At 45.7% G+C, this 14,300-nt stretch carries 9 protein-coding genes; 5 read left to right on the forward strand and 4 right to left on the reverse strand.

What is annotated here, in order from left to right:
• Positions 1 to 24: 24 nt before the first annotated feature.
• From cfpA to E4N65_RS07100, 4 genes are all read left to right on the forward strand, one after another.
• Complete coding sequence (cfpA, locus tag E4N65_RS07085; RefSeq protein ID WP_044015959.1) at positions 25 to 2,079, forward strand: cytoplasmic filament protein CfpA; 2,055 nt, start codon at positions 25 to 27, stop codon at positions 2,077 to 2,079.
• A 208-nt stretch (positions 2,080 to 2,287) separates the two neighbouring features.
• On the forward strand, positions 2,288 to 3,313 hold the full coding sequence (locus E4N65_RS07090) for a hypothetical protein (RefSeq protein ID WP_253672473.1): 1,026 nt from the start codon (positions 2,288 to 2,290) through the stop codon (positions 3,311 to 3,313).
• Between the two features lie 9 nt (positions 3,314 to 3,322).
• Positions 3,323 to 6,001: a putative PEP-binding protein gene (locus tag E4N65_RS07095; protein ID WP_253672475.1), complete on the forward strand. Its 2,679-nt coding sequence runs from the start codon at positions 3,323 to 3,325 to the stop codon at positions 5,999 to 6,001.
• A gap of 62 nt (positions 6,002 to 6,063) precedes the next feature.
• Positions 6,064 to 6,828 carry a TrmH family RNA methyltransferase gene (locus E4N65_RS07100; protein ID WP_044015955.1) on the forward strand — a complete coding sequence of 255 codons (765 nt, stop codon included), beginning with the start codon at positions 6,064 to 6,066 and terminating at the stop codon, positions 6,826 to 6,828.
• Between the two features lie 9 nt (positions 6,829 to 6,837).
• Here the strand turns inward: E4N65_RS07100 and rlmB are convergent, their stop codons facing one another.
• From rlmB to E4N65_RS07120, 4 genes are all read right to left on the reverse strand, one after another.
• Complete coding sequence (gene rlmB / locus E4N65_RS07105; RefSeq protein ID WP_044015953.1) at positions 6,838 to 7,695, reverse strand: 23S rRNA (guanosine(2251)-2'-O)-methyltransferase RlmB; 858 nt, start codon at positions 7,693 to 7,695, stop codon at positions 6,838 to 6,840.
• Between the two features lie 2 nt (positions 7,696 to 7,697).
• Positions 7,698 to 9,104, reverse strand: a complete 1,407-nt coding sequence (locus E4N65_RS07110; RefSeq protein WP_044017304.1) for an MBL fold metallo-hydrolase RNA specificity domain-containing protein — start codon at positions 9,102 to 9,104, stop codon at positions 7,698 to 7,700.
• Positions 9,105 to 9,234: 130 nt separating this feature from the next.
• Positions 9,235 to 12,387 (reverse strand): leucine-rich repeat protein, encoded by a 3,153-nt coding sequence (locus E4N65_RS07115; protein WP_253672477.1) that lies wholly within the window; start codon positions 12,385 to 12,387, stop codon positions 9,235 to 9,237.
• Positions 12,388 to 12,574: 187 nt separating this feature from the next.
• A complete protein-coding gene (locus E4N65_RS07120; RefSeq protein WP_044015951.1) occupies positions 12,575 to 12,787 on the reverse strand; it encodes a hypothetical protein in 213 nt (70 codons plus the stop codon).
• A 260-nt stretch (positions 12,788 to 13,047) separates the two neighbouring features.
• Here E4N65_RS07120 and dpaL point away from each other — a divergent pair, with 260 nt between their 5' ends.
• Positions 13,048 to 14,259 (forward strand): diaminopropionate ammonia-lyase, encoded by a 1,212-nt coding sequence (gene dpaL, locus E4N65_RS07125; protein WP_044015949.1) that lies wholly within the window; start codon positions 13,048 to 13,050, stop codon positions 14,257 to 14,259.
• Positions 14,260 to 14,300 lie beyond the last annotated feature (41 nt).

The raw sequence follows: 14,300 nt of genomic DNA on the forward strand, positions 1-14,300 counted from the left end.
CTACTGCAATAAGGAGACAGTAAGATGGCAAGTTTAGATTTACCTCAAAGTCCAAATGTATTCCATCCCGAAAAGCCCAGTGCTGTCGGTTCTAGGAATTCGTTGGCGCAGGATTACCGCGATCAGCAAAAAGAAGTGAATCAGCTGATTGAAGAAGAGACCAATAAAGTATTGCATCACTTATCAACAAAACTACCCAAAGATGTTCTTGAAAGATTGGATATAATGGGTGGTTTAAAGGAAAAGTTATACAATTACTTTAACCAGAACTATCAGAATATGTTCAACCGCTATATGGTAACCGCAGAAGATGAAATGCTCAAAAAAGTCCGCGGATTTATCGATAGGGAAGAAATGAAGGTTTTGAACCGCTACACGCCGAAAGAGATCGCAACTCTGTTGGATGAAGTCGGCGGCGCCGATAAGTTCAATACCGGTGAAATCGAAAAATCGATCGTCAATATGTACGGACACCTGCAAGGACACGTACAGCGCGGAATCAACGATTTGGAAACACTGACCAATTCGCTTCTGCGTCAGAAAACCGACGTCGGTGCTTTCGTCCGCGGTGAAAACGCTTACTCAATTGTAAAGTGTGCGTTTAAAGACAACATCATTAAGCCCAAAACGGTAACAGATGTAAAACTTTCAGTCAACATTCTCGACACCGAGCTTATCAGCCCGATTTTCCAGTATCAGGCAACGGTTGAATACTTAATCAAAGATTTGCTCTCCGGCCACCTGATGAACCTCATCGATAAAGAAATCGAAGTATTAAAAGATGAACTTATCGACGAAGGCAAAGAAGAGATGACCGACAGCGAAATCATCTTCAAGAAGATGGGAAAAGTTCTCGATGTTACCGACGATGATGTTGAAAATCCTGAAAGCAAGCGCTATTCGGTAGTTTCAAAGGAATTGATGGAACGCATCGCAAACTTGCGAGCCGAAATTGATCCGGAGACTTTCGATCAGCTCAATGTGCGTGAGAATATCAAACACATTATCGATATCGAAAACATCCGTAACCGCGGCTTTAACACGGCAATTAACTCGTTAACTTCAATTCTTGACACCTCTAAGATGGGATATCAGTACATTGAAAACCTGAAGAACGCCCGTGAGTTGCTGTTGCGCGAATACGATGATACGAACGTTGCAAACCTCCCCGACGAACGCTACCAGATTCGTCTACGCTACTACGATAATGCCCAGCTGCTTGAAGAGCGCAAAGCGTATGAGGTTATGGTTCGTTCATTTGAAACCGAAGTCGAGCACCTCTGGGACGTATTACAGACCCAGTATGACAAGTCGAAGTTCATGGTACGTATTACCGATTTCGGCGATTTGGCAAAGCTCTACGAAAAGCACATCCAGAAGAAGTACAAGATGCCCAAGGGTGAACCCGCCTATAAGGATATTGCAAAAGTCTGGGACGAAATTTCGTTTGTCAATGCAGCTGAAACCGACGTCGAAAAAATGAACCGCACGTTTGTCTACGAAAAAGACAAGATGCGCAAGAAGCTTGTAATCATGCGTGAACGGCTCAAGAAAATGTATGATTATCAGTACCCTGTTGAACGCCGTGTTATGGAAGAACGGCTCGCCTTCCTCGAGGCTGAATTCAACAAGTTCGACTACCTCATCAACCCGTTCCATATGCAGCCGGGTCTCTTGCTTGACGTGGATATCACCTCCATCAAACGCAAGAAGGCAACTCTTGACGGTATGGCAAACGTCTTAAACGAATTCCTCCATGGAGTTTCCAAAGGCTTTATGGATCAGGCATTTGCTTCCTTCAGCCGCCGCCGCTCGACAGTACGTGCAGATATTGCACAGACCTTCGGTTCAGGCGAAGAGGATGAACCTGCTGCGGGAACACCGAGCGGGCGCGCTCAGTTCCTCGATGTGTTAAACGAAACTCCGAGTTTGGAGGCACCTGCCGCTGAAACTGTGAGCAGAACACCGGCCGCAACCCGCGGACGCAGAGGTACCGCTAAAACAAAGAAAGCGGGTGCTGTTGATAGTACGGCAAGCAAAGGACGCCGGGGACGCAAATCCGGTGTAAGAACCCTGTAAAGCTTATCGTATGGCAATAAGTTAAAGTTATGTATAAAAGCCCCCTGAAACGCTCGTTTCGGAGGGCTTTTATCTATAGGGAACTTACATTCCGTGTTATTCAAGGATTCCTGAAGGAATTGTTTTTCCCATAAGACTGAAAGTAAATGCAAGGACGTTTTTTAATCAATGCTTCTAAAACCATCCTTGCGATGCAAAGGAGAAGTGAATGCTCGATTCATTAGGATTTTATGTACCGCTTGCTACAAAGCAGGGGTTTAATGCCTCTGTAACACATATTCAGAATGCTCTATCGCTTCTGGATGCCAGCAATGTTAAAAAAAATATTGCCGATGAAATTAGTATATTACTTGAAAACAAAGAATTAATAAATGAAGAAATTCCGGCGTTTTTATCTGTTATACTACTCGATATGTGGGGATATAAGGTTATATCTAAAAACATCCGAGAAATCACTACGACGCCGATGAATATCATCACAGAAGCAGCAAAATGGAAAGGAATCGATATCGTAATCGGTTATCATCACCCTGACTTAGGCTTTTTGGTGATAAACCCTAAAAATCCTGCAAATGCGTCTCTTTTTGAAACGATGAAAAAAAATGAACTCTTAAATATTTATGTCGGAAAACAAGATAAAGGCATAATAGAAACTTCTGTTGCAGAAACGGTATTCAACGCATTTTTTGACCTCTTAAGTGGTACAACCCCGTCGGTTCCTGCAAAACTTTTGAACGGGCCGTTTGTATTTACTGCACCTAAAGCAAAAAAACAGCCGGTAAAAGAGCGAAAGCGAAAAGCGGTAAAAACTCCGGCAACGGCAAAAGCCAAAACAGCAGCAGCAAGTCCTGCAAAAGCAAAACAGGCGGCAGCCCCCGCTCAAATGCAGGTTCCATCGGGAAAAACCCGCATCTCTCAACAAATTTCGGTTGTTGTTACCAACGAACTGTTTCATAACGGCAACGTCGAAGCATGGAAGCGGATTATCCGCAGCTACAATGCACGCTATCCGCATAATAAGGTTATCGTATTCTATGACGGCGAGCAGATTGTCGATATCAATACGTTGTTTAAATGGGGAAAGGTAAAGCACGGCAGCAGCATCCAATTTGCCGTTGCAGGTGAGGAAATTAAAGACTTGTCAAAATTGTCGAAATATTTTGCAGAAGGCGCAAGTCCGCGTTTTGAAGCCTTTTTGCGCGGTTCCCCCAGTACCGTCCTTAACCTTTTCTAGGAGTTTATTATGAATATGTCTAAATCAATCCATTTTTTTACTAATAAAGAAGCACTTAAAAGCAACATCGACAAAACAATTCTCGGTATCCGCGGACGCCAGCTGAATGAATTTTCGGAACTCGGATTACCTATCGTACCGGGTCTTGTCATGGATGCAACTATTACACAAACCTTGCAACAGGCAAATGTGTTATCGCCGCTGCGGCCGTTCTTAAAGAAAATGGGCGAAGCGGTTAAAAAAGAATTCGGTGATCCGGAAAATCCTCTTTTATTAAAGCTCGTTATTTCGCCCAACCTTGTTATCGCCAACTATCCGACGCTCCATAACTTCGGGTTGGCAAAAACAACCATCGGCGGCTTTGAAAAGAAAGTCGGAACAGATTTTGCAAGTCACGAAGTTCTGTTCTTATTGCGCGGTATCTTTTCAATTTTATTTAAGATTGCAGAGTTACAGGAAGACAACGCAAAACAGCACCTCTATAAAGAACAGCTGGAAAAAATTGAACATGAACTAAAGAAAGAAAAACGAAATGAATCCGGTACTACCGTTATGGATAAGTACCAACCGTATCTGCCGCAAGAATTTTTTAGCACCGCAGAAGTACAGCTCAATCAAACCATCCAGCTCATCAGCACCCTGCTCAGTCTTGAACCTGATAATGAAAATGATGTTGCATTATTGATTCAGCCCTTAGTATATGGTAACTATGACAAGGAATCCTTTTCCGGCAGATTCTTCAGCCGCAATATCGTTACCGGTGAAAAGAAATTACAGGGTATGTTCTTCCAAGAAAAATTTGATGAAGTGGATGCCCTCGGAAAAGATATTAACGACATAAAGCCGGTATACCTTGAGCAATTGGAAGCTATTGCATGGCGGTTGGAAGATCATAGTAAAGATGTCCGCGAAATCCGGTTTACGATTGAAGCAGGAAAACTATGGCTTATCGAGCAAAAATCCGTTGAAGCAAAAAGCACGATTGCATTGGTACACTTCCTCCTCGATTTGTACAATCGAAAAATCGTTGATGCTGAATATGTCGTAAAAAATGTCAAACCGGGGCAGTTAAATGAAATATTACATCCGGTTATCAATATGTCGAGCGTCAAAAATCTCCAGCATTCAAAGGGCGGTATCGCAGGCGCGCCGGGTGCGGCAGTCGGCCGCGTATACTTCAGTGCTGACGCACTGATTGAAGCCCAGCATATTGCACGTTTGCAAAGCGCTGATACCCGCTGTATTCTCTGCCTACCGGCGAGTTATGCAGGCGATGTAAAGGCGATTGAAGTTTCTACCGGTGTTTTATCGAATGAAGGCGGCTATTCGGCACATGCCTCCGTTGTTTCACGCCAATATGGGAAAATCTCATTGGTACGCCCCGACATGAAAATTATGGCGAACAAAGCTATCATTAACGGTATTACCATTAAGGAAGGGGATTACATCACCTTGCAAGTACCCTATTACGGCGAATCGACCGTATACTTCGGAGCGGCAGAACTGATCGAACCTGATCCCAAGACATCCGGCTTGCTTGACTTTATTGATCTTACCCGTTCGTTTATCCAAGACTTCCATGTCCGTGCTAATGCCGACAGTCCCCGCGATGCTGCCTTAGCAGTCAGCTTCGGTGCCGAAGGTATCGGGCTGTGTCGTACCGAACACATGTTCTTTGAGGCAAAGCGTATCAATCCCTTTAGAGAGATGATCCTTGCCGAAACAACGGAAGAACGTATTAAAGTTTTAAACAAGCTCCAAAAAGTTCAAATGGAAGACTTTTACGGTATCTTTAAGACTATGGCAGGACGTGAAGTTACCATCCGCCTGTTAGATGCTCCGTTACACGAATTCTTACCGCATAATGACGCGGAGCTGAACGAATTTATCGATTACCTTAAAAAAGAAACAAAAAAAACCGTTACTAAAAAAGCATTGTCGGAAAAAATCGAGCTTTGTGCGGAAGTAAATCCCATGCTGGGACACCGAGGCTGCCGTATCGCAATCTCGTATCCTGAAATTTACGCAATGCAAGTCCGCGCTATCTTTGAAGCAGCCTACAAACTGCAAAAAGAAGGCGTTGAAACGCACGTTGAAATCATGGTTCCAATTATCATGAATTTCCGTGAGCTTAAACAAATTGCATACGGAAAGAAGATCGAAGGGCATGCCTACCTCGGTATCCGTACGATTGAACAGGAAATGCGCGCACAGTTCAAAGCGAAACCGATAGACTTCAAAATCGGCACGATGATTGAATTGCCCGTTGCGGCGTTATCGGCAGGAGAAATTGCCCGTTATGCGGAATTCTTCTCGTTCGGAACCAATGACCTTACGCAAACAACGCTCGGACTTTCACGCGATGACTTTAACAGCTTTATGCCGGATTACACGTTGTATGACTTAATCGACGGCAATCCTTTTGCAATTTTGGATCCGTGTGTGCGGGAACTTATCAGTATCGCAATTGAACGCGGCAAGCTCACCCGCCCCGACATTAAACTCGGACTCTGCGGAGAGCAAGGCGCACGCCCCGAAAACATCCCCTTCTGTATGAAGGCGGGTTTGAACTATGTCTCCTGTTCGTCTTATTCGGTACCTATCGCACTCTTGTCGATTGCACAGGCAGAATTGGAAAAGGCGGAAAACGAAGGGCGTAAGCTCACACGCAAAGCAGTTTCAAGGTAAAAAAAGAGGTATAACAAGGCAGCCGTATCTATTTTTGCGGTTGCCTTGCCGTAACGTGCACTATGAGTGAATTATATCAAAAAGAATTGGCGGTGTGCGGTTTTGAAGCGGTAAAAGCGCTCGCCGCCGAACATCCTGAAAAAATTTCAAGACTTTTTTTTGCCGGAAGCAGGGTAAAAACATTCGGCAGCCTTTGCAAATATCTTGCTCAGCGGAAACGGCTCTACCGGCTCGTGCAGTCGGATGCGGAATTGGAAAAACTCTGCGGCTCTGTTCACCACCAAGGGGTAGTCGCCATGATTGCAGCACCCCACGTCGCTGCCGTAACACCGGAACAGATGAAACGGTGGGAAACCGAAAAAGCCGCAGTATTGCTGTGCGACCGTGTCGGAAATGCAAATAACCTCGGAGCAGTTATCCGCAGCGCAGCCTTTTTCGGCATAGAACATATCGTGATAAGCGGAGAGGATGCACAAGCGCAGCTGACGCCGAGCACCTACCGGATTGCACAAGGTGGTATGGAATTTATCACCTTGTATACCACTCCTTCCGCCGAACATTTTTTAAAGATGAGCAGCGGATATTTGGTACGGATAGGGGCGGATCATCGGGCATACCGCAGTCTAAAAGATATTCCGTCAGTGGTACAGCCGGACGAAGCGGTCGTTATAGTCTTAGGAAATGAAGAACACGGCATTTCTGCCGAAGCGAAAAAACTCTGTGATGTGCTGGTTAAAATCAACGGCAGCGGAGCAATCGAAAGCCTTAACGTAGCGCAAGCCGGTACCCTCTTCTGTTCCGCACTTGCCGAACTCCGGCGGGAATAGGGCACTCCCCTACCCGTTTTGCTGCCGGCGTACCTCGTACATCAAAATACCGGCGGCGACCGAGACATTCAAACTGTCCAGTTTGCCGGAGGTGGGGATTGCCGTAAAAGAATCGCAGGAGGCTTTTAACAAGCGGCTGATGCCCGACCCTTCACTGCCCATAATCAGCACGGTTTTGTCGGGGAACTTGGTGTGCGGCAGCAGGTCGCCTTGGGCGTCGGCGCCGAATACCCAGAAGCCGTTGCGTTTAAGCTCTTCTACCGTCCGCACCAAATTCGCCGTGTATAAAAGCGGTACCCACGCCGCCGCCCCCGCGCTGATCTTACTGACAGTCTGAAAGTCTCCGGCGGATCTCCGTTCGGGCAGCACAACGGCATCCACAGCGAATTGATCGGCGCTGCGGATAATCGCGCCGGTATTGTGAGGGTCAGTGATTGAATCAAGGACGACCACAAAGGCTTTTTCGCGGGAAGCAAGCGCGGCGAGCAGTGCATCGGCAGAAAGCTTCGGCGCCTGATCCTGCGGACGTTCATCGATCAGGATAATTCCGCGGTGATTTTGCAGATATTCCGGCAGGGATGCCGTCAATTTGTCAAGCTCGGCGTCAGTCCGCTGCTCTATCGTTACGGAAAGTTTTTCCGCCTGCGCAAGGATCTTTTTTACGCGCGGCCCCTGCTTGGCGTAAAGGATCTTGAGCCGCAATCCGGACACCTTTCCGCCGGAGGCAGCCTGTCCGCCGCCAATCTTTTTCCCCGCATCGGAATTCTTTGTTGCGGAGCTTTTTGTTTCCGAATTTTTTTTCTCCAACTGAGCTTCAACCGAGCGCAGTAATTCTTCTATCGCATGAAAACCGGTAATAATCTGCATCGCTATAACTCGATTACATCGCCGTACCGCATAATATGCGATTCATAGCGATGCTCCTGTAAATATGCTTGAAAAAAGCTCTGTGCGTCCGGTTCACCGTGCACCATCAGCAGCTTTTTCAAGCTTCCGGTGTCGAGGCTGTCAAGCCATTCGACCATTTCGACATAATCGGCATGGGCGCTGAACGCATTAATCTGAAGAATTTCCGCGCGGACTTGATGCCATTCTCCGAATATCTTTACCTCCGGTTCACGGTTCATCAAACGTCTGCCGAGCGTATTTTCCGCCATATAGCCGACCAGCATAATTTTTGTCGAAGGCTTTGAAATATTATTTGCAAGATGATGGGTAATGCGGCCGAATTCACACATACCGTCCGCACTGATAATAACCATCGGCTCTTCCATCGCGTTCAGCGCCTTCGATTCATCGACACTCGTAATAAACTTGAGCGCATTAAAGCCGAACGGGTTTTTGTGGTGTTTGACAAAGGCTTCCTGTGTTTCTTGGTCAAAGCATTCGGGATGCACCTGAAAGATAGTCGTTGCGTTCACCGCCATCGGCGAATCGACATAGATGGGAATCTGCGGAATCCGTTTTTGATCCGTCAGCAGATGGAAATAATAGATGAGTTCCTGCGTCCGCTCAACGGCAAAGGCGGGGATGATAATCTTACCGCGCATCTTTACCGCGTCATTAACCGCACGTTCCAGCATCTCCATCGCATTGTGAATATCCTCATGCCGGCGGTTTCCGTAGGTGCTTTCTATCATAATATAATCGGCAGCAGGGATAATATCAGGGTCGCGGATAATCGATTTATTCTTTCTGCCGAGGTCTCCGGTAAAGGCAATTTTTACAGTCTTACCGGCGGAATCTTTTGCCGTAATAAAGGCGATTGCGGAACCGAGAATATGCCCCGCATCATAAAATTCAAGCTGCACATTCGGGCCGATCCACACGGGACGATGATACGAAACCGTTACAAATTGATTGATGGTTTGTACGGCATCTTCTTCGGTAAAAAGCGGCTTCCAGTCGAATTTTTCATGTTTTTTGATTGCTTGTTTTTGTAAATATTCGGCATCCCGCGCCTGTATACGGGCGGAATCCATCAGCACGAGGTTGGCAATATCCCGTGACGCGGGCGTCGCATAGATATTGCCGGTAAACCCGTGTATACCCAACAGCGGCAACAGCCCGCAGTGATCATAGTGCCCGTGGGTAAGAACAACGGCGGTTAATTTATCGGCGGGAACATTAAAATCGCGGTTCTTTTTATCGGCTTCCGCCCGTTTCCCTTGAAAAGCCCCGCAGTCAAAAAGATACAAATACCCATCGACATCGAGAATATGCTTTGAACCGGTTACTTCCTCTGCGGCTCCCAGAGAATACACGTTGATGCTCATAAAAAAATGATACAGGGATTTTTTGAAAATGTCAATTTTTAAAAAATCCCTTACATCACGCATTCATCGGTATGTTGATCTACGGCTGCCTATATTTAAGGACACCTCAAACCGCCGGTTTAGTATCCCTCTATTCTATTATACTGGCATAATTGGACCATTTAGTTTTATACGCAGTAACGGAACCGGAAGGAACCTTTATTTTGGTTGCACCGACAAATACTGAGCCCGGATTTGCAGGCAGCGCAGGCGGTGTAGATGTATTAATGGTAACTTCATATCCACCTACTCCAGACTTAAAAAAAGCATACTGGTATATTTTTGAAAGATCTGCTAGGCCGGAGATTTGTATCTTGGTAAAGGTATGAAACTCTGCAGCCATATTTTTAATCTCTTTTATCTTGCTATCCGTAATTTTCAGAATAGGATAAGTTGACGGTTTGAATACCACCGAAACAAGCGTTAAGTCATTCTGATCATAACTGCCGGGAGCGGTCTCTTTCTTCGAACACAGGTGTTTCTGAGCTGAAAGACAGTAGCGAGGATTGCCGTCAGCGATCACATATTTTTCTAAGGCAGTACAGCCTGGAAAGACTTCGTTAATATCTCCGGTAAAACCGCTTGGGATGGTAACTTTCTTTAGTACTTTACAGTCAAAAAAAGCATACGAGCCGAGCTTTTTTAAACCATTCGGCAATACAACTTCTTGTATCGTAGTATTATTGATGAAACTGCCGCCGCTTTCATTTCTAAAAGCATTTGCTGCGATTTCTTCAACGCAACCGAGACCGCGATCATTAAAATTAATAATAGACTCTGTGCCGGTATATTTTTCTATCGTTTTTCCGTCGGAAGAAAGGTTCAAGCCTGGAGGAAGCGTAGCACGGGAGGCAAATACTGCTGTAATGGTTTTTCCCTTCACACTTGTACTATTCGGATATTCTACGGTATAGCCGGACGGCGGCGTATCTCCTCCTGTCAGTGTCCATTTCTTTAGGAATGTGCTTGATGAGCATTCCGCCTTTAGTTTTATGTCGGTAATATACGGATTCAGCATAAGACGATACTGCTGGTTTGTTATTGTTTCGGTTTTGCTCGATTCGTTATTCTTCCATGAAAGAGTAATCTTGTCTCCAGTTAAACTTGGTGTAGCTGCAATAGTGAATACACCGTAATCTTTTAATTTGAGCTGATTATTGGCGGGTGGATCGAGAGCCCAGCTTTGATTATTATTAGCGGATGGCGTAATAACGAATTTTTGAGCGTAGCCTGAAGGAAGTGTAAAAGATGATGTCCCTTGTACCACAATGGCACCGTCAGTGTAGTGTTCAGGCGTTATGCGTGCTATCGGGCTTGTTCCCGTCAGGCTGCCGTCAATGGTAATTGTTTGACTGTTTTTAAGATACACGTCGTTTTTACCTTTAACATTTTCATCAGAGCCTGATGAGGGCGTTATGCTAGTACCGCCTTTTATTGTAAAAGTACTGCTTTCAATATAGACAGCTCCGCCGTGTGTCGCGGTACAGTTTACGATTGTTGAATCAGAGAGAGAAACAATAGAATCTTTTGCATAAATACCGCCGCCGATACCCGCTTTACAACCCTCAATCGTGCAGTTTGAAAGCTCTACCTTACTGCCGCTCGCAACAAAAATGCCGCCGCCGTTTCCGCCTGAGGGAGCCGTAGCATTTTTGAGTGTCAGACCGCTTAGGGTGAGTGTTTTACCTGTTTGCACGTTGAAAATACGGTGTGTTTTGCCGGTTATAGCCGTATCTGCATTGAGAATATCGGTATCCTTGCCGCTTTTGCCCCGTATCGTAAGGTTTTTATCGATGATGATTTCGCCATAGTTTGCATTTGAACCTGAGCCGGCAGACGTTGCCTTAATTTCTCCATTTATGGTGATAATGTCGCCTGCGGTAGCGTGTGCAACAGCCTCTCTCAACTTTTTCCATTTTTCATTCTCATTGAGTGTACTAGCATCTATAGTTACGTCTCCTACACGGGTCAGTGTGTAGTACACATCACGGGTGTCTTCGGTAAATCCCGGTGCCGTTGCTTTAAGAACAACTTTATACTGCTTTGTATGCCCAACAGTGCCGGGCGCGATAAGCCGTATCCCCGTAAGCGGCGAAGCACCCGAATTCTTGCTTGTTTCTACCGCCGGACTGTTTGTTATGTCGTAAACCGTATACGAAATAGTAACGCCGGGCGTATTGCATGTTGCTTTGAGCGTTGCACCGTTTTCATTACATCTTACGCTATACGGATGATCATGTCCGCCGGTTTCGCCCGGTGTGGAGGTATGCGAGGATGGGTTAGTTACCTCAAGGTCTATAAGTCCGACTTTCCTTTTAACGGTACTGCATTCAACTTCGTTTGAACGAAGCCCCGCCGCATCGCTGAGCTGTGCGGTGTATGTTTTTGCTGCCGACGAAGGAGATATTTCGATATCCGTTTGATAGTATATGAGCCATTTATCCGTCGACGCCGGGAACGGAGGCGCGGATCCCTCATAATCACCAAAACCCAACTGTGTTGCAGTATTTAAAAGCGGATCACCGGGGCTCCAGCTGAATGTTTGGGAGCTAAAATTAATATTTTGTATGGTGTAAACAGCGCTTGCTCCGCCTTCTTTTGCAATGTGCAGCTTTTTAATGTCCCCATGCAGATGCAAAAGAGGAGACGGCAGAGAAGCGTTCATATTCTGTGCTTGGAATATGAGCACATAGTACCATTTGCTGTCTACCTGTGTTTTCCCGACACCTCTGTACTCCAAAGCAGGGGCAGTGTCAGCCTTGAGGTTTAGGCGAAACTTCTGACCGAATACTCTGTCATTATCGGTAGCGATGAGGGTAATTTCGGGACTGATATCTCCGGTGCCCCATTCATACTTTTTTAAAAAGCTGCTTTTATACGTAAGGGTAAGCGTATCGGGTGTCGTTTGCGTTAAGGTATAGTCTTTTGTATCGCCGTACTCCGGCTGCGGCGAAAGCTCGGGAAAGCGGATAACCTTTCCTGCATCGGCGGGGGAGGACGGCGTCTTGAGGGTAAAGTTTTTAGGATTACGCAGTTTAACCGTAACCGTTACATCGCCAGCGGACGGTACACACAATGCACCGGCAGCATTCGTTGAATACGGCGGATTAATGCGGTAGTCCGTAGCGATCACCTCCGCCGACCAATAACTTAAATAGTCTTCTATATTGTCTTTAAACGGCTGACAGTTTGTAAATAAAAGAGTTAAAAATATTCCTGTTAGAATAGTACAAAGTTTACGCATACACGCTCCTCTCTTTTACCCGTTTTTTTGACAATGATGCTGATAAAACAGCCGTATTACGGCCTACTATGTACTATTTTTATACAAATGACAAGAGAAAAAGATAAGAATTTCGGCGTTTCCGCCGTGTATACCCGCCCCCCTCTAAAAGCTTCGGTATTTAGAGAGGTGCAGCATTGTTAACCAATTAGGCGACTCCGTGAGCTTCGGCAGGAACTTCGCTGATATATCCGGTACGCAGGCAGAGTGCAAACATATCATTATCAAGAAATTCTTCGCTGATTTTCTCATATCCTTCTTTATCATGGCAGATGCGGATAAAATATCCTTTATCCGTTTCGTTCAAAATTGAAAAATAGGATACATCACCCGGATTACTTTTAATCGAATACAATTTCATACATTACCCTCCACTATAACGAAAAACGATGCAGTGTGCCGCTCTCCGTAAAATTATTCGCTTGCAGCAGACGGCATCTATTTATAGTTTCGGCACCGCCTCAAAGAGCTTTAGAATACAGGGAAACTTGACATATCTTGTATCTGTGCTATGATTAGCTCATAAATATTTTGATTCTAACAATTTTTTTTTGAATGAGAATCCTTAAAAAAACGGATTTTAGCGGTTCTCTATTTTAAAAGATTAAAAGGAGTTATCTTATGGAGAAGATTCTGTGGTCGGAAAATAAGCTTCCGAAAACGGACAACAAACAGCTTGCGGTAATGGCTTTAGACGAAATCAATAAGGCACACGCGTTTCATAAAAGCTTCCCGCAGTATGCACCAACACCGCTCGTTCCATTAAAAAATATGGCGGATATGCTTGGTGTCGGGTCGGTATTTATCAAAGACGAATCATGGCGATTCGGTTTAAATGCTTTTAAAGTACTCGGCGGTTCCTTTGCGATGGCAAAGTATATTGCAAAGCAGCTTAAAAAAGATGTTTCAGAACTCCCCTACGATGTATTAACCGGTGAAAAACTGCGGAAAGAATTCGGGCAGGCTACGTTTTTTACCGCAACCGACGGCAATCACGGACGGGGCGTGGCCTGGGCTGCAAATAAACTCGGTCAAAAATCGGTCGTGCTGATGCCCAAAGGCTCTACTAAAACCCGCTTCGATAATATCGCAAAAGAAGGCGCAAAGGTTACTATAGAAAACGTCAACTATGATGAATGTGTTCGTATGGCTGCAGCGCTTGCCGCAAAAACGGAACACGGCGTTATGGTACAGGATACGGCATGGGATGGGTACGAAGAAATCCCCGCATGGATTATGCAGGGCTACGGTACGATGGCGCTTGAAGCTGCCGAACAGCTCAAGGCAGCCGGCGTAGACCGCCCCACCCATATCTTTGTACAGGCAGGGGTCGGTTCACTTGCAGGAGCCGTACAAGGATATTTTAAAAATCTGTTCCCCAATAATTGCCCCATTACCGTTGTCGTGGAAGCGCGTGCTGCAGACTGCTTGTACCGGTCGGCAACTGCAGCAGACGGAAAACCGCATTTTGTAACGGGCGACTTGCAAACCATTATGGCAGGACTCGCATGCGGCGAACCGAACACCATTTCTTGGGACATCCTAAAGAATAACACCAGCTGCTTTGTTTCCGCACCCGATTGGGTTTCCGCCCGCGGTATGCGTATGCTTGCGGCTCCTATTAAGGGAGATGCGCCGGTTACCTCAGGAGAATCGGGCGCCGTCCCCTTCGGCCTCTTATCCGCAATTATGCAGCACGATGATATGAAGGATTTACGCGCGGCATTAAAACTCGATAAGAATTCAAAGATACTGTGCTTCTCTACGGAAGGAGATACCGATCCCGATATGTATAAAAAAATTGTCTGGGAAGGTTCCTACCCGTCACTATAACAAAATATAAAAGCCGGTTAAGCTCTGATACTTGTATCTTA

The organism is Treponema sp. OMZ 855, from assembly GCF_024181145.1.
In the GTDB taxonomy this organism is placed as follows: domain Bacteria; phylum Spirochaetota; class Spirochaetia; order Treponematales; family Treponemataceae; genus Treponema.